13 protein-coding genes and 2 tRNA genes are annotated in these 16209 nt (G+C 71.3%); 12 read left to right on the top strand and 3 right to left on the bottom strand.

From position 1 onward, the window contains the following. The first annotated feature begins 219 nt into the window (after window positions 1-219). The 10 genes from dnaN (at window position 220) to AB0F11_RS07400 (ending at window position 11931) form a co-directional block, all read left to right on the top strand. Window positions 220-1350, top strand: a complete 1131-nt coding sequence (gene dnaN / locus AB0F11_RS07445) for a DNA polymerase III subunit beta (protein WP_361903880.1) — start codon at window positions 220-222, stop codon at window positions 1348-1350. A 241-nt stretch (window positions 1351-1591) separates the two neighbouring features. Continuing rightward, on the top strand, window positions 1592-2467 hold the full coding sequence (gene gnd / locus AB0F11_RS07440) for a phosphogluconate dehydrogenase (NAD(+)-dependent, decarboxylating) (RefSeq protein ID WP_362169379.1): 876 nt from the start codon (window positions 1592-1594) through the stop codon (window positions 2465-2467). Between the two features lie 83 nt (window positions 2468-2550). Continuing rightward, window positions 2551-3687 carry a DNA replication/repair protein RecF gene (recF, locus tag AB0F11_RS07435; RefSeq protein ID WP_362169377.1) on the top strand — a complete coding sequence of 379 codons (1137 nt, stop codon included), beginning with the start codon at window positions 2551-2553 and terminating at the stop codon, window positions 3685-3687. Between the two features lie 137 nt (window positions 3688-3824). Next, complete coding sequence (locus AB0F11_RS07430) at window positions 3825-4304, top strand: DUF721 domain-containing protein (protein ID WP_362169511.1); 480 nt, start codon at window positions 3825-3827, stop codon at window positions 4302-4304. A 301-nt stretch (window positions 4305-4605) separates the two neighbouring features. Further along, the gene (gyrB, locus tag AB0F11_RS07425) at window positions 4606-6627 is read left to right on the top strand and encodes a DNA topoisomerase (ATP-hydrolyzing) subunit B (protein ID WP_362169509.1); all 2022 of its coding nucleotides are present in this window, start codon (window positions 4606-4608) and stop codon (window positions 6625-6627) included. Window positions 6628-6671: 44 nt separating this feature from the next. Then, a complete protein-coding gene (gene gyrA, locus AB0F11_RS07420) occupies window positions 6672-9266 on the top strand; it encodes a DNA gyrase subunit A (RefSeq protein WP_362169375.1) in 2595 nt (864 codons plus the stop codon). A gap of 3 nt (window positions 9267-9269) precedes the next feature. Continuing rightward, entirely contained in the window at window positions 9270-10025 is a 756-nt protein-coding gene (locus AB0F11_RS07415; protein ID WP_362169373.1) for a DUF3566 domain-containing protein, read from the top strand. A gap of 94 nt (window positions 10026-10119) precedes the next feature. Continuing rightward, window positions 10120-10193, top strand: a tRNA-Ile gene (locus AB0F11_RS07410). A gap of 146 nt (window positions 10194-10339) precedes the next feature. Then, a complete protein-coding gene (locus AB0F11_RS07405) occupies window positions 10340-10474 on the top strand; it encodes a DLW-39 family protein (RefSeq protein ID WP_208809277.1) in 135 nt (44 codons plus the stop codon). A gap of 119 nt (window positions 10475-10593) precedes the next feature. Beyond that, window positions 10594-11931: a hypothetical protein gene (locus tag AB0F11_RS07400; RefSeq protein WP_362169371.1), complete on the top strand. Its 1338-nt coding sequence runs from the start codon at window positions 10594-10596 to the stop codon at window positions 11929-11931. Here the strand turns inward: AB0F11_RS07400 and AB0F11_RS07395 are convergent. Next, entirely contained in the window at window positions 11918-13159 is a 1242-nt protein-coding gene (locus AB0F11_RS07395; protein WP_362169369.1) for a serine/threonine-protein kinase, read from the bottom strand. The two genes, AB0F11_RS07400 and AB0F11_RS07395, sit on opposite strands and share 14 nt — an antisense overlap. Window positions 13160-13208: 49 nt before the next feature. Beyond that, a complete protein-coding gene (locus tag AB0F11_RS07390) occupies window positions 13209-13757 on the bottom strand; it encodes a DNA-binding protein (protein ID WP_361903900.1) in 549 nt (182 codons plus the stop codon). A gap of 161 nt (window positions 13758-13918) precedes the next feature. Here AB0F11_RS07390 and AB0F11_RS07385 point away from each other — a divergent pair. Beyond that, window positions 13919-13991 (top strand) — tRNA-Ala (locus tag AB0F11_RS07385). A gap of 105 nt (window positions 13992-14096) precedes the next feature. Here the strand turns inward: AB0F11_RS07385 and AB0F11_RS07380 are convergent. Beyond that, window positions 14097-15587 carry an MFS transporter gene (locus AB0F11_RS07380; protein WP_362169367.1) on the bottom strand — a complete coding sequence of 497 codons (1491 nt, stop codon included), beginning with the start codon at window positions 15585-15587 and terminating at the stop codon, window positions 14097-14099. A 130-nt stretch (window positions 15588-15717) separates the two neighbouring features. Between AB0F11_RS07380 and AB0F11_RS07375 the strand changes: the two genes are divergently transcribed. Beyond that, a complete protein-coding gene (locus AB0F11_RS07375) occupies window positions 15718-16197 on the top strand; it encodes a MarR family transcriptional regulator (protein WP_362169365.1) in 480 nt (159 codons plus the stop codon). Window positions 16198-16209: the final 12 nt, after the last annotated feature.

The following is a 16209-nucleotide window of genomic DNA, read 5'->3' as shown; positions in this document are numbered from 1 at the left end:
TTAGCCCGGATTCGGTTTTCAAGCGGGTGCTGTGCACAACGTGGTCGAGAGGCCTCCCCGACACCTCGCTCCCGATTTGACGGCCGGCAGCACCGACTGTCGGCGCCGTACGTCAGACTGGTCCCCGGCATCGAGGCTCCGAGCCGTCCAGGCACCGAGGCAGCGAGAGCCGACGACGAAGGCCGGCAGGCGAGCGAGCAACAGCAGGAGGCGGTTCCGGTGAAGATCCGGGTGGAGCGCGACGTACTCGCGGAGGCGGTGGCCTGGGCTGCCCGCAGCCTCCCGGCCCGGCCGCCGGTGCCCGTGCTCGCGGGCCTGCTGCTGAAGGCCGAGGAGGGCACGCTGTCCCTCTCCGGCTTCGACTACGAGGTCTCGGCCCGCGTCTCCGTCGAGGCGGACGTGGAGGAGGACGGCACCGTCCTCGTCTCCGGCCGGCTCCTCGCCGACATCTGCCGCGCCCTCCCCAACCGGCCGGTGGAGATTTCCACAGACGGTGTACGGGCGACCGTGGTCTGCGGCTCCTCCCGATTCACACTCCACACCCTGCCTGTGGAGGAGTACCCGGCGCTGCCGCAGATGCCGACCGCGACGGGCACCGTCCCCGGCGAGGTCTTCGCCTCCGCCGCCGCCCAGGTCGCCATCGCCGCCGGCCGCGACGACACGCTGCCCGTCCTGACCGGTGTCCGCATCGAGATCGAGGGCGACCGCGTCACGCTGGCCTCCACCGACCGCTACCGCTTCGCGGTCCGCGAGTTCCTGTGGAAGCCGGAGAACCCGGACGCCTCCGCCGTGGCCCTGGTGCCCGCCAAGACGCTCCTGGACACCGCCAAGTCCCTGACCAGCGGTGACACCGTCACCCTGGCGCTGTCCGGCTCTGGCGCGGGCGAGGGCCTCATCGGCTTCGAGGGCGCCGGCCGCCGCACCACCACCCGCCTCCTCGAGGGTGACCTGCCCAAGTACCGCACCCTCTTCCCGACGGAGTTCAACTCCATCGCGGTGATCGAGACCGCCCCGTTCGTCGAGGCCGTCAAGCGCGTGGCCCTGGTGGCCGAGCGCAACACCCCGGTCCGCCTCAGCTTCGAGACGGGCGTGCTGACCCTGGAGGCCGGCTCCTCCGACGATGCACAGGCTGTGGAGCGCGTCGACGCCCAGCTGGAGGGCGACGACATCTCGATCGCCTTCAACCCGACCTTCCTGCTCGACGGCCTGAGCGCCATCGACTCCCCGGTCGCCCAGCTGAGCTTCACCACCTCCACCAAGCCGGCGCTGCTCAGCGGCCGCCCGGCCGTCGACGCCGAGGCGGACGAGGCCTACAAGTACCTGATCATGCCGGTGCGCCTGTCCGGCTGACGCCTGCGCACGTCGGGCCCGGTCGCGCAGCCCGCGGGACCGGGCCCGACGGCGTTCGCGCCCCCGCGCGCCGGCTCCCGTACCGCCGTGCGGCCCGTAGCGGCCCGCGCAGAGCCCGTACGGCCGTGCCCGGTGCCGTCCGTGGCGCCGGGCGGCAGCGCCCGGCGTAGGCTCGGAGCCGGGTGTCCCCGGCAGTCGGGGGAGCCCGCACAGACGGCCACAACGCGTAAGGAACCACCTGATGGAGCTCGGTCTCGTCGGTCTCGGCAAGATGGGCGGCAACATGCGCGAGCGCATCCGCCGCGCAGGCCACACCGTCATCGGATACGACCGCAACCCGGATCTCGCCGATGTCCACAGCCTTTCGGAGCTTGTGGACGGTCTGCAGGCCCCCCGCGTGGTGTGGGTGATGGTCCCGGCCGGCGCCGCGACCCAGTCCACCATCGACGAGCTCGGCGACCTGCTCTCGCCCGGCGACGTCGTCGTGGACGGCGGCAACTCGCGCTGGACCGACGACGAGAAGCACGCCGAGGAGCTCGCCGCCAAGGGCATCGGCTTCGTCGACTGCGGCGTCTCCGGCGGCGTGTGGGGCCTGGAGAACGGCTACGCGCTCATGTACGGCGGCGACAAGGAGCACGTCGCCGCGGTCCAGCCGATCTTCGACGCACTCAAGCCGGAGGGCGCGTTCGGCTCCGTGCACGCCGGCAAGGTCGGCGCGGGCCACTTCGCGAAGATGGTCCACAACGGCATCGAGTACGCCATGATGCAGGCCTACGCCGAGGGCTGGGAGCTGCTGGAGAAGGTGGACTCGGTCACCGACGTCCGCGAGGTGTTCCGGTCCTGGCAGGAGGGCACGGTCATCCGCTCCTGGCTGCTCGACCTGGCCGTCAACGCGCTGGACGAGGACGAGCACCTGGAGCAGCTGCGCGGCTTCGCGCAGGACTCCGGCGAGGGCCGGTGGACCGTGGAGGCCGCGATCGACAACGCCGTGCCGCTGCCCGCGATCACGGCCTCGCTGTTCGCGCGGTTCGCCTCGCGGCAGGACGACTCCCCGCAGATGAAGATGATCGCCGCGCTGCGCAACCAGTTCGGCGGCCACGCGGTCGAGAAGAAGTAGCCCGGCCGCCACACGGCAGCAGCACCACAGCAGCACCGCACCACAGAACAGCAGAGCAGGAAGCCGGGGGAGGTCGGCGCCGTATGCATGTCTCGCATCTCTCGTTGGCCGACTTCCGCTCGTACGCCCGGGCCGAGGTTCCCCTCGACCCGGGCGTCACGGCTTTCGTGGGCCCCAACGGCCAGGGCAAGACGAACCTGGTCGAGGCGATCGGTTACCTGGCGACGCTGGGCAGCCACCGGGTCTCCTCGGACGCCCCGCTCGTGCGCATGGGTGCGGAGCGGGCCGTGATCCGGGCGGCGGTCCGCCAGGGCGAGCGCCAGCAGCTGGTCGAGCTGGAGCTCAACCCGGGGCGGGCGAACCGGGCGCGCATCAACCGGTCCTCGCAGGTCAGACCTCGGGACGTGCTGGGGATCGTGCGGACGGTGCTGTTCGCGCCGGAGGACCTGGCCCTGGTCAAGGGCGATCCCGGCGAGCGCCGGCGCTTCCTGGACGAGCTGGTCACCGCGCGCTCGCCGCGGATGGCCGGTGTGCGCTCGGACTACGAGCGTGTGCTCAAGCAGCGCAACACGCTGCTGAAGTCCGCGGCGATGGCCCGCCGGCACGGCGGCCGCTCGATGGACCTGTCGACGCTGGACGTGTGGGACCAGCACCTGGCGCGGGCGGGCGCGGAGCTGCTGGCGCAGCGGCTGGACCTGATCGCGACGCTGCTGCCGCTGGCGGACAAGGCGTACGAGCAGCTCGCCCCCGGCGGCGGGCCGCTGGGGCTGGCGTACCGTTCCTCCGCGGGCGAGGCGGTGGACAGCGGGGCGGCGCGGTCCCGGGAGGCGCTGTACGAGGCGCTGCTGCAGGCGCTCTCGGAGGTCCGCAAGCAGGAGATCGAGCGGGGCGTGACCCTGGTGGGCCCGCACCGGGACGAGATGCTGCTGCGGCTGGGGGAGCTGCCGGCGAAGGGGTACGCGAGCCACGGGGAGTCGTGGTCGTACGCGCTGGCGCTGCGGCTGGCCTCGTACGAGCTGCTGCGCGCGGAGGGGACCGAGCCGGTGCTGATTCTCGACGACGTGTTCGCGGAGCTGGACGCCCGGCGCCGGGAGCGGCTGGCCGAGCTGGTGGCGCCGGCGGAGCAGGTGCTGGTGACGGCGGCGGTGGACGACGACGTTCCGGACGTTTTGGTGGGGGCGCGGTTCGGGGTGTCCGGTGGTGAGGTGACCCGGCTGTGAGCACGGACAGGCAGCCCGACCGGCACGACCGGGCCGACCGGCACGACGGGCGGGCGACGAGGGAGACAGGGGAGACCCGGCAGACCCGGGAGACCCGGGAGCCGCAGCCGGCCCGGAAGGCGCCCGAGCCCTCCGGCGTGGACCTGGCGCGGCAGGCGCTGGCGGCCGCCCGCGAGGCGGCGCGTGCCCGCGGCAGCGCCGCCGCCGGGAAGAAGGGCCGGCCGCAGCAGGGACTGCGCTCGGGCGCCCGCGCGGACGGCCGGGACCCGATGCCGCTGATGGCGGCGCTGGACCGGCTGCGCACGGAGCGCGGCTGGGAGATGCCGATGGCGGTGGCCGGCGTGATGGAGCGCTGGCCGGAGATCGTCGGGCCGGAGATCGCGGCGCACTGCGAACCGGAACGCTACGAGGACCGTGAACTGGTCGTGCGGTGCGATTCCTCGGCGTGGGCGGCGCAGCTGAAGCTGCTGGCGCCGCAGCTGGTCGCGCGGCTCAACGCCGACCTGGGCCAGGGCACGGTCCGGCTGATCAAGGTGCAGGGTCCGGGCGGGCGGCCGAAGCGGTACGGACCCTTGCGGGCACCGGGCAGCACGGGGCCCGGCGACACCTACGGATAGGCGGTCGCAGCGGCCGCGCGGGTGGCGTCCCTCACGGTAGCCGGTGGTTGACAGGCCGAAGCGCTGGGTGCCCGTGTGAGCCTCTTTGAGCCCCGGTCTGAATATGGGGAGTCGGGAGAGGGAGGTTCAGGGCGGCACATGCGGATCCAGGTACCGGCAAACCCCCATCGATGTCAGCGCTACCGGTAGACTTAGGGGTAAGTCCCGCCCGCTTGCGGGATCCGCCGAGCAACACCGACAACGCAGATCGACGCAGCCGTTCCCGCCGGGCCACTCGCGCCGCCTGGGAGTCCGGTCTGCGCTGTGCCAGAAAGGGCGCTTCGTGGCCGATTCCGGCGACTCCAACGAGAACAACTACGACGCTAGTGCGATCCAGGTCCTGGAGGGCTTGGAGGCGGTCCGCAAGCGGCCCGGCATGTACATCGGCTCCACCGGTGAGCGCGGCCTGCACCACTTGGTGTACGAGGTCGTCGACAACGCGGTGGACGAGGCGCTGGCCGGTCACGCGGACACGATCGACGTGACGATCCTGGCCGACGGCGGCGTGCGCGTGATCGACAACGGGCGAGGCATCCCCGTCGGCATCATCCCCGCGCAGGGCAAGCCCGCCGTCGAGGTCGTGCTGACGGTCCTGCACGCGGGCGGCAAGTTCGGCGGCGGCGGCTACGCCGTCTCCGGCGGTCTGCACGGCGTGGGTGTCTCCGTGGTCAACGCCCTGTCCAGCAAGGTCTCGGTCGAGATCAAGACGGACGGCTACCGCTGGACCCAGGACTACAAGATGGGTGAGCCCACCGCGGCCCTCGCCCGCCACGAGGAGACCGCCGAGCACGGCACCTCGGTGACGTTCTGGGCCGACGGGGACATCTTCGAGACCACCGAGTACTCCTTCGAGACGCTCTCGCGCCGCTTCCAGGAGATGGCCTTCCTCAACAAGGGCCTGACGCTGAAGCTGACGGACGAGCGCGAGTCCGCCAAGGCCACGGTCGGCGCCGACTCCCCGGAGGAGGCCGAGCAGGCCGACAAGGTGCGCAGCGTCACGTACCACTACGAGGGCGGCATCGTCGACTTCGTGAAGTACCTGAACTCGCGCAAGGGCGAGCTGGTCCACCCGACCGTCATCGACATCGCGGCCGACGACAAGGAGCGGATGCTCTCGGTCGAGATCGCGATGCAGTGGAACACCGGGTACACCGAGGGCGTCTACTCCTTCGCCAACATCATCCACACCCACGAGGGCGGCACCCACGAGGAGGGCTTCCGCGCCGCGCTGACCTCCCTGGTCAACAAGTACGCGCGCGACAAGAAGATTCTTCGCGAGAAGGACGACAACCTCACGGGCGAGGACATCCGCGAGGGTCTGACGGCGATCATCTCGGTCAAGCTCAGCGAGCCGCAGTTCGAGGGCCAGACCAAGACCAAGCTGGGCAACACGGAGGCGAAGACCTTCGTCCAGAAGGCGGTCTACGAGCACTTCGCCGACTGGCTGGACCGCAACCCGAACGAGGCCGCGGACATCGTCCGCAAGTCCGTCCAGGCCGCCACGGCCCGCGTCGCCGCCCGCAAGGCCCGCGACCTGACGCGCCGCAAGGGCCTGCTGGAGAGCGCCTCGCTGCCGGGCAAGCTGTCCGACTGCCAGTCGAACGACCCGACGAAGTGCGAGATCTTCATCGTCGAGGGCGACTCCGCCGGCGGTTCCGCGAAGTCCGGCCGCAACCCGATGTACCAGGCCATCCTGCCGATCCGCGGCAAGATCCTGAACGTCGAGAAGGCCCGGATCGACAAGATCCTGCAGAACACCGAGATCCAGGCGCTGATCTCCGCCTTCGGCACCGGTGTGCACGAGGACTTCGACATCGAGAAGCTCCGGTACCACAAGATCATCCTGATGGCCGACGCCGACGTCGACGGCCAGCACATCAACACCCTGCTGCTGACCTTCCTGTTCCGCTTCATGCGCCCGCTGGTCGAGGCCGGTCACGTGTACCTGTCCCGCCCCCCGCTCTACAAGATCAAGTGGGGCCGTGACGACTTCGAGTACGCGTACTCCGACCGCGAGCGCGACGCCCTCGTGGAGCTCGGCAAGCAGAACGGCAAGCGGATCAGGGAAGACTCGATCCAGCGCTTCAAGGGTCTCGGCGAGATGAACGCCGAGGAGCTGCGCGTCACCACGATGGACGTGGACCACCGCGTCCTCGGCCAGGTCACGCTCGACGACGCGGCCCAGGCCGACGACCTGTTCTCGGTGCTGATGGGCGAGGACGTCGAGGCCCGGCGCTCCTTCATCCAGCGCAACGCCAAGGACGTCCGCTTCCTCGACATCTGAGTCGGTCCGTTCGCTGACCGCCTGAAAGGACCTGAAGACCAGCAATGGCCGACGAGAACACTCCCACCGCCACCGAGACCCCCGAAGAGGAGCCGCAGATGCGGATCGAGCCCGTCGGGCTCGAGACGGAGATGCAGCGCTCCTACCTCGACTACGCGATGTCCGTCATCGTGTCCCGTGCGCTCCCCGACGTGCGCGACGGCCTCAAGCCGGTGCACCGCCGCGTGCTGTACGCGATGTACGACGGCGGCTACCGGCCCGAGAAGGGCTTCTACAAGTGCGCCCGCGTCGTCGGCGACGTCATGGGCACCTACCACCCGCACGGCGACTCCTCGATCTACGACGCCCTGGTCCGCCTGGCCCAGCCGTGGTCGATGCGCATGCCGCTGGTGGACTCCAACGGCAACTTCGGCTCCCCGGGCAACGACCCGGCCGCCGCCATGCGCTACACCGAGTGCAAGATGGCGCCGCTGTCGATGGAGATGGTCCGCGACATCGACGAGGAGACCGTCGACTTCACGGACAACTACGACGGCCGCAACCAGGAGCCGACGGTCCTGCCGGCGCGCTTCCCGAACCTGCTGGTCAACGGCTCCGCCGGTATCGCCGTCGGTATGGCCACCAACATCCCGCCGCACAACCTGCGCGAGGTCGCGGACGGCGCCCAGTGGTACCTGGCCAACCCCGAGGCCACGCACGAGGAGCTGCTGGACGCCCTCGTCGACCGGATCAAGGGCCCGGACTTCCCGACCGGCGCGCTGGTCGTGGGCCGCAAGGGCATCGAGGAGGCGTACCGCACCGGCCGCGGCTCCATCACGATGCGCGCGGTGGTCGAGGTCGAGGAGATCCAGAACCGCCAGTGCCTGGTGGTGACCGAGCTCCCGTACCAGGTCAACCCGGACAACCTCGCGCAGAAGATCGCCGACCTGGTCAAGGACGGCAGGATCGGCGGGATCGCCGACGTCCGCGACGAGACCTCCTCGCGGACCGGCCAGCGCCTGGTGATCGTCCTCAAGCGGGACGCGGTCGCCAAGGTCGTGCTGAACAACCTGTACAAGCACACCGACCTGCAGACGAACTTCGGCGCCAACATGCTGGCGCTGGTGGACGGCGTGCCGCGCACGCTCTCGCTGGACGCGTTCATCCGCCACTGGGTGCACCACCAGATCGAGGTCATCGTCCGGCGGACGAAGTTCCGCCTGCGCAAGGCCGAGGAGCGCGCCCACATCCTGCGCGGCCTGCTCAAGGCGCTGGACGCGATCGACGAGGTCATCGCCCTGATCCGGCGCAGCGAGACGGTCGAGATCGCGCGCGAGGGCCTGATGGGCCTGCTCCGGATCGACGAGATCCAGGCCAACGCCATCCTCGAGATGCAGCTGCGCCGCCTGGCCGCCCTGGAGCGCCAGAAGATCGTCGCCGAGCACGACGAGCTGCAGGCGAAGATCAACGAGTACAACGCGATCCTGGCCTCGCCGGAGAAGCAGCGCGGCATCGTCAGCGAGGAGCTGGCCGCGATCGTCGAGAAGTTCGGCGACGACCGGCGCTCCAAGCTGGTGCCCTTCGACGGGGACATGTCCATCGAGGACCTGATCGCCGAAGAGGACATCGTCGTCACGATCACGCGCGGCGGCTACGTCAAGCGCACGAAGACCGACGACTACCGCTCGCAGAAGCGCGGCGGCAAGGGCGTGCGCGGCGCGAAGCTGAAGGAAGACGACATCGTCGACCACTTCTTCGTCTCCACCACGCACCACTGGCTGCTGTTCTTCACCAACAAGGGCCGGGTCTACCGCGCCAAGGCCTACGAGCTGCCGGACGCCGGCCGGGACGCGCGCGGCCAGCACGTGGCGAACCTGCTGGCCTTCCAGCCGGACGAGCAGATCGCCGAGATCCTCGCGATCCGCGACTACGAGGCCGCTCCGTACCTGATCCTGGCCACCAAGGCGGGCCTGGTGAAGAAGACGGCGCTGAAGGACTACGACTCGCCCCGTTCGGGTGGTGTCATCGCGATCAACCTGCGCGAGCGGGAGGACGGCAGCGATGACGAGCTGATCGGTGCCGAGCTGGTGTCCGCCGAGGACGACCTGCTGCTGATCAGCAAGAAGGCGCAGTCGATCCGCTTCACGGCGACCGACGAGGCGCTGCGCCCGATGGGCCGCGCGACCTCCGGTGTGAAGGGCATGAGCTTCCGCGAGGGCGACGAACTGCTCTCCATGAGCGTGGTCCGCCCCGGTACGTTCGTCTTCACCGCGACCGACGGCGGCTACGCCAAGCGGACGCCGGTCGACGAGTACCGCGTCCAGGGCCGCGGCGGTCTGGGCATCAAGGCGGCCAAGATCGTTGAGGACCGCGGCTCGCTCGTCGGCGCGCTCGTGGTCGACGGGTCGGACGAGATTCTCGCCATCACGCTCGGCGGTGGTGTGATCCGTACGCGAGTCAACGAAGTCAGGGAGACCGGCCGTGACACCATGGGCGTCCAGCTGATCAACCTGGGCAAGCGCGATGCCGTCGTCGGCATCGCCCGCAACGCCGAGGCCGGTCAGGAAGCGGACGACGTCGAGGAGTCCGAGGCGGCCGAACCGCAGGCCGCCGAGGCAGCCGAGGGCGCACAGCCCTCGGCCGGGGAGCACGAGGAGTAAGTCGTGAGTGGAGCCACGGGCGCCGGACCGGCCAAGACTGGGGAGGACGGTGCCCGTGGCCCCGCCGCGGACTCCCAGGGTGGGGACGGCGCCGCCGAAGGCACGGGGACAACCGTGACGGACGCCCGCGAGCCGAAGCAGAAGCAGGAGAAGGCCGCCGCCAAGCCGGCGGCCGCCGCTCCGGCCAAGCAGAGCGCGAAGCAGGGGGCGAAGCCGGCCGGCACCCAGGCCGCCCCGGCTGCGGCCCCGCCGGCCGACCGGCAGGCCGACGGGGAGCCCTACCACCCGCCGCAGGCGTACGCGGCCCCCTCGGGCCCCGGTGCGCAGCGCGGGGCCGGGGACTCCGGTGCCGCACGCAAGCCGCGTCCGGCGGTCCGTACGACGCCCAGGACACGCAAGGCGCGGCTGCGGGTGGCCAAGGCCGACCCGTGGTCGGTGATGAAGGTCAGCTTCCTGCTGTCGATCGCGCTCGGCGTGTGCACCATCGTGGCGGCGGCGGTGCTGTGGATGGTCATGGACGCCATGGGCGTCTTCTCGACCGTCGGCAGCACGATCAGCGAGGCGACCGGCTCGAACGAGGGCAACGGCTTCGACCTCCAGTCCTTCATGTCCCTGCCGCGGGTGCTGATCTTCACCTCGGTGATCGCCGTGATCGACGTCGTGCTCGCGACGGCGCTGGCGACGCTGGGCGCGTTCATCTACAACCTGTCGGCCGGCTTCGTCGGCGGTGTTGAGCTCACGCTCGCCGAGGACGAATGACCGTCGAATGACCTGCGGGGACGCCCCTCGGGAACGGATTTTGGCGGGACCGTGTCTGTGCGCTAATCTTCAGGAGTCAGCGCGCAGCGCGGATGGGGCTATAGCTCAGTTGGTTAGAGCGCATCCCTGATAAGGATGAGGCCACAGGTTCAAATCCTGTTAGCCCCACAGACGACGAAGACCCCCGGGCCGAACGGCCCGGGGGTCTTCGTCGTTCGGCCACCCGGGGCTTCCCAGGTCACCGAACGGTATCGATCGGTGTGTATTGTTGGCCGCCAGAAGTACCCAACGTCAACGAAAGACGAGGTCGCGCGGTGAAGAAGCTGCTCCTGGTCGCACTGGCCGCCATCGGCGGGCTCCTCGTGTACCGCCAGATCCAGGCGGACCGCGCCGAGCAGGACCTGTGGACGGAGGCTACCGACTCCGTGCCCTCTGGTTCCGGCGTGTGAGACCCAAGGCCGATCTCATGAAGCCCCGGCTGCCGCTGCGGCCGGGGCTTTGTGCTGCTCTGTGACGGAAACGCCCGTTACTCAGCTTTTTGCTTGCTTCAGCACATTCGGGGGTGGATGTGAGGGGTCCGACGCGGAGGGCGGCGGGGGCGGCGGCCCTGGGGCTGCTGCTGGGCCTGCTGCCCGGTCTGCTGCCGGGTCTGGCGGGGGCCGCGCACGCGGCCGGGGAGCCGCTGCCGTCCTACCGGCCGGCGGAGGGCGCACGGAAGGTGCAGGGCGCCGCCAGCACGGCGGACGCACCGCTGGTGGAGCCGGGGAAGGCCTACGAGGACTCCATGGCCCCCGGTGAGCGCTTCTACAGGCTCAACCTGGACGACCGCTCCACCGTGTACGTCTCGGCGGTCCTGGCGCCTCCCCCCGGGGCGAAGATCGACTCTAGCAGCGACGGCATCGAGGTCACGGTGATGAGCACCGCCGGCCGGACCTGCCCGGGCGACCCCCCCGAGGCGAACTTCGGGTACGGCAGGGGCCCGCGGCCGATCGGCACCGTCGGAGTTCGGCAGCTGGAGGAGGACACCGAATGCCAGCAGGCCGGTGTCTACTACGCGAAGCTCACCCGCAAGGCCTCCTCGGGCTCGGACCAGGCGGCGTGGCCGCTGGAGCTGAAGGTGTCGCGCGAGCCCGGCCTGAAGACCGGCAGCGCCCCCATGACGGCGCCGAGCCCGTGGAACTCCACCCCGCCGGTGGCACCGGGGGGCCAGGCGGTGCCGCGCGAGGGCGGGACCGGCTTCAACGACGCCCGGGCGGTGGGCGCCGGCGTGTGGCGCGACGGGCTGCGGCCGGGGCAGACCCGGTTCTACCGGGTGCCGCTGGACTGGGGGCAGCAGCTCGCGGTCAGCGCGGAGCTGGCCGGAGCCAGGATGACGAAGCAGTACGGGTCGGCCTCCACCGGGCTGGTCGTCGGCCTCTACACCCCGTACGGCGCCCTGGTCGCGGACAAGGACGCCGGCTACGACGGCAAGCAGGCGGGCGCCACCCTGCCGCTGACCGCCCCGGTGGCGTACGGCAACCGGTTCGCCTCCGAGCGCGCGGTGCAGCTGACCGGGGTGGCCGGCTGGTACTACCTGGCGGTCACGATGACCGAGAAGGTCGGGGAGTTCACCGAGGACGCCGTACCGGTGCCGCTCACGCTGCGGCTGAACGTGGAGGGCAAGGCCGCGGCCGCTCCCCCGTACACCGAGGGCCTGCGCCCGTCCGGCTTCGGCGTGGACGAGGGCGACCGCACGGCAGCCAGGGACGGGCTGACGGAGCCCGAGGCGCTCGCCGCGGCGGACCGGCGCGCCACCATGGGCCTGGTCGCCGCCGGCGGCTTCGGCACCGGGACCCTGCTGCTGCTCGTCCTCGGCGGCTGGATCCTGCTGGCCCGGCGCGGGCGGGGCGCCGTCAGAGCCGGGTGAGGGCCCAGGCGCCCACGGCGAAGCACAGCAGTGCGGCGGCCAGCAGGGCCGCGGAGACCTTCCGCGGGGGCGGGGCGATCCCGCCGGGCCGCCGGGGCGGAGTGGTCGGGGCGCTCGGTGCGCTCGGGGCGGTCTCCTGCGCGGGCGGCGCCAGGTGGAAGCTGCCGGTCGCCGAGGCCGGGGCGGGCGCAGGGGCAGCAGCGGGTGCAGGAGCCGCTGTGGCCCGCGGGTCGGTCCGGGTGGGCTCCGCGGCTCCCGCGGCGGCCGGGACCGGCGCCGTCGGGGTGCGGGGCGGCTGCGCCGGCAATGCGGGGGACGCCGGGGAGGCGGGCGCCGCCGCGGCCGTGTCCTGCGGGCCGTCCGGGCCGAAACCGGGGGGCAGCGGCCCGAGTTGGTCGAACACCTCGACCGGATCCTCGTCCGGGACGGGGTCCGGCAGCAGCCGGACGGCCTCGGCAAGGGCCTTGCGGGCCCCTGTGGCGGTCCGGAAGCGGCTCGCGGGGTCGGGCTGCAGGAGGTTCGCGACGACGTCCCACAGCGGCGTGGGGATGTCCTCGGGGGCTTCGGGGATGCCCCGGGTCCGGAACTGCTCCACCAGGGCCCGGGAATCGGGCTTGCGGCCCTGCAACAGGTACAGGGCGACCAGCCCGACCGCGAAGAGGTCGGCGGGGAAGTCGGGTTCCGCGCCCTGGAGTTGCTCAGGGGCGAAATAGCCCGGCGTGCCCACCACGTGGTCGGTCTCGGTGAGCCGGGGCTCGCCCTTGCGCATCGAGATGCCGAAGTCGGACAGCCGCAGGTGCGGCCGCCCGGTTCCCGTGGCCTCCATCAGGAGGTTGGCCGGCTTGATGTCGCGGTGCACGACCCCCTCCGCGTGCACGGCCGCCAGTGCCGCCAGGAGCTGGTCGAGCAGGGTGCACACGAACCGGGGCGGCAGCGGCCCGTAGTCGCCGATCACATGGGCGAGGGAGCCTCCCGCGACGAGGTCCATCGTGAACAGGACCTTGTCGTCGTCCGCGGCCCAGCTGGCCGGTGCCAGCACGTTCGGGTGGTCGATCCGCAGGGCCTGCTCCCGGACGAACCGCAGGAGCATGTGGGCGTCGCTCTGCTGGAGGACCTTGGCGGCCACGTACCGGCGGCGCCGGTGGTCCCAGGCCCGCCAGACCGCCCCCGCGCCGCCGCGGCCTATCGGGTCGATCAGCTCGTACCGGCCGGCGAAGACCTCACCCATTGCTGTGCCCGTCCCCCGTTGCCGCTGTTCGCTGCCGTGCGCGTCCGGCTCAGTTCTGGTGCGCCTCGTAGTGGGCGACCGCGTCGGCGGTGCGGCCCGCACCGTAGACCTTGAGGAACTCTGCCAGTTCCGGGTGGCTGGGGGCGAGCGCGTTCGCGGCGTCGATGATGTCGCCGGCGGCGGAGACCGAGCGGAGCAGCGACTGGATCTCGCGGACGACGCGCTTGACGGTGGGAGCGCCCGAACCGGTGCTGGTCTGGCCGTTGTTGCTGAGGACGGACCCCCCCTGGGTCTTCTTGATCTCGTCCATCCGGTCGGTGGCCTCGGCCGCGCTGACGCTGCCGTCCGCCACCTGGCTCGCGAGGTCCTGGAGGGCCTGGACCCGCTGGACCACGGCCGGGTTGCCGATCTTGGCGCGCTGGCCGCTCATCAGCTGGGACAGCATGGGCGCCGACAGTCCGAGGACGGCAGCGAGGCGGGCCTGGTTCAAGCCGAGGTCGTCTATGAGCCGGCGGAAGAGCGCACCCAGAGGCTCTCCGTACCAGCTGCGCTGGAGCTCCCTGGCTCTGGCAGTGGCCTCTTGCTGTACTGCGTCCACTCTGACTACTCCCCTTCGCTGGTGCGAACCTCGCGAGCATCTTACGGAGAGTGGTCGCAGGGCGGGAGTCCCTATCATTTTGCGGGATGAGGGGGTGAACCCGGTACTCTGTTCTGCGGAACGGTCGCTCCTTCACCGGAGACGGTCGCGTCCACCTGTTCGGGGCTTTAGCTCAGTTGGTAGAGCGCTGCCTTTGCAAGGCAGATGTCAGGAGTTCGAGTCTCCTAAGCTCCACAGATGACAGCCCCCTTGACCTGCGCAAATGCCGGTCAAGGGGGCTTTTTCGTGTCTCCGGCCGGATGGCGGGGTGCCCGTCCGGGGCCATGTTTCACGTGAAACTCAGCGGCGCGGGGCCCGCAGGACGGTCGCTGCCGCGGCGGCCGAGGCCGCGAGGAGGGCGGTGCCCACGGCGAACGCCAGGTGGTAGCCGGCGGTGAGCGCCTCGATGGTGGGACGGCCCGAACGGACGAGGGATTCGGTGCGGGAGGCCGCGAGCGTGGACAGGACGGCCATGCCGAGCGCCATGCCGATCTGCTGGGTGGTGTTGAACAGGCCCGAGGCCAGTCCCGCGTCCTGCTCCCCCGCACCGGACATGGCCAGGGTGGTGAGGGCCGGCATGGCCAGGCCGAAGCCGGAGGTCAGCAGCATCACCGGGAGCAGGTCGGCGGCGTACCCGGCGTGCACCGGCAACCGCGTCAGCAGGGCCAACGCCGGGACCAGCAGGGCGAGTCCGGCCAGCAGGACCCGCCGCTCACCGAAGCGGGCGTTCAGCCGGGCCGAGACCGTGAGGGATACCGCGCCGCTCACCAGGGCGGCCGGAAGCATGGCCAGCCCCGTCGCGGACGCCCCGTAGCCCAGGACCCGCTGGAGGTAGGCGGCGACCAGGATCTGGAACGCGAACATCGCGGCCACCATCAGCACCTGGACCAGATTCGCGCCGGCCACCGCCCGCGAACGCAGGATCCGCAGGGGCATCAGCGGGGTGCGGGCCCTGGCCTGGCGGACGGCGAAGGCGGCGAGGAGGGCCAGGGACAGCGCCCCGAGGCCGAGGGTGTGCACGGAGGCCCAGCCGTACTGCTCGACCTCGACGACCGCGTAGATGCCGGTCATCAGGCCTGCGGTCACGAGCAGGGCGCCGAGGACGTCGGCCCCCGCGCGCAGACCCAGACCCTGGTCGGCGGGGAGCGCGGGCAGGGCCAGCGCCAGCGTGGCGAGCCCGACGGGCAGGTTGATGAAGAAGATCCAGTGCCAGTCGAGGGCGTCGGTGAGGACCCCGCCGAGCACCTGGCCCAGCGAGGCGCCGGCGGCCCCGGTGAAGGAGAACACCGCGATGGCCCTGGTGCGTTCGCGCGGCCCGGTGAACAGCGTGACCAGGATCCCGAGGCTGACCGCCGAGGCCATCGCCGCGCCCAGCCCCTGCAGGAACCGGGCGGTCAGCAGGACCTCGGGCGAGCCGGCGAGTCCGGCCAGGGCGGAGGCTGCGGTGAAGACGGCGGTGCCGGCCAGGTAAAGCCGCCTGCGGCCGAGGAGGTCGCCGAGGCGGCCGGCGAGGAGCAGCAGGCTGCCGAAGGCGATCAGGTAGGCGTTGACGACCCAGCTGAGGCCGACGGGAGTGAAGTGCAGGTCGTCCTGGATGGCCGGCATCGCGACACTGACGATGCTCCCGTCCAGGATTGTCATGAGCATGCCACTAGAGAGGACGGCGAGGGCGGTCCAGCGCGAGCGCAGGGCGCGGGGCCGGGGTCGGGGCTGGGCGCCCGCCGGCGGGGGCGGCGCGGCGGAGCCCTTCGGGCGGGCGGTGGCCGGGGCGGTGGAGCCGGCGACAGGCATGGGTGTCTCCGTCCGGGAAGCGGGTCGGGTGGGGGTGGTGCAGCAGATGGTGGAACCGTAGCAGATGATTTTGTTATAGACGATTTATTGCGGGACCATTTTCTTCAGAACGATCGCTACGCTGGGAGGCATGACTGCCATGGCGCCCGCCCGGACCGAGCCGGACCTCTCCTACCTCCTGGACCACACCAGCCATGTGCTGCGCACCCGCATGGCGGCCGCCCTCTCCGAGATCGGCCTGACCGCCCGGATGCACTGCGTCCTCGTGCACGCCTTGGAGGAGGAGCGCACCCAGATCCAGCTCGCCGAGATCGGCGACATGGACAAGACGACGATGGTGGTCACCGTCGACGCCCTGGAGAAGGCGGGCCTGGCCGAGCGCCGGCCGTCCGCCAAGGACCGGCGGGCCCGCATCATCGCCGTCACCGAGAAGGGCGCGGCCGTGGCCGCCCACAGCCAGGAGATCGTCGACCGGGTCCACGCCGAGGCCCTCGCCTCCCTCGCCGCGGCCGACCGCGAGGCACTGCTGCGCGGCCTGAAGCTGCTGGCCGAGGGCGGGCTCGAGGCGCCCTCCGAAACCCCCCGCCCGGCGCGCCGCGCCCGCCAGTAGGGCGCCGGGCCT

This window comes from Streptomyces sp. NPDC032472, from assembly GCF_040636955.1.
In the GTDB taxonomy this organism is placed as follows: Bacteria; Actinomycetota; Actinomycetes; order Streptomycetales; family Streptomycetaceae; genus Streptomyces.
The sequence above is the reverse complement of the archived record's forward strand: the minus strand, read 5'-3'. Positions and strand labels throughout refer to the sequence as shown.

What these genes read in the sequence shown, in the direction of transcription:
- AB0F11_RS07375 (WP_362169365.1), top strand. Translation starts at nt 15,718, where the DNA reads ATGACTGCCATGGCGCCCGCCCGGACCGAGCCGGACCTCTCCTACCTC.
- AB0F11_RS07395 (WP_362169369.1), bottom strand. Translation starts at nt 13,159, where the DNA reads ATGGGTGAGGTCTTCGCCGGCCGGTACGAGCTGATCGACCCGATAGGC.
- AB0F11_RS07380 (WP_362169367.1), bottom strand. Translation starts at nt 15,587, where the DNA reads ATGCCTGTCGCCGGCTCCACCGCCCCGGCCACCGCCCGCCCGAAGGGC.
- gyrA (WP_362169375.1), top strand. Translation starts at nt 6,672, where the DNA reads ATGGCCGACGAGAACACTCCCACCGCCACCGAGACCCCCGAAGAGGAG.
- recF (WP_362169377.1), top strand. Translation starts at nt 2,551, where the DNA reads ATGCATGTCTCGCATCTCTCGTTGGCCGACTTCCGCTCGTACGCCCGG.
- gnd (WP_362169379.1), top strand. Translation starts at nt 1,592, where the DNA reads ATGGAGCTCGGTCTCGTCGGTCTCGGCAAGATGGGCGGCAACATGCGC.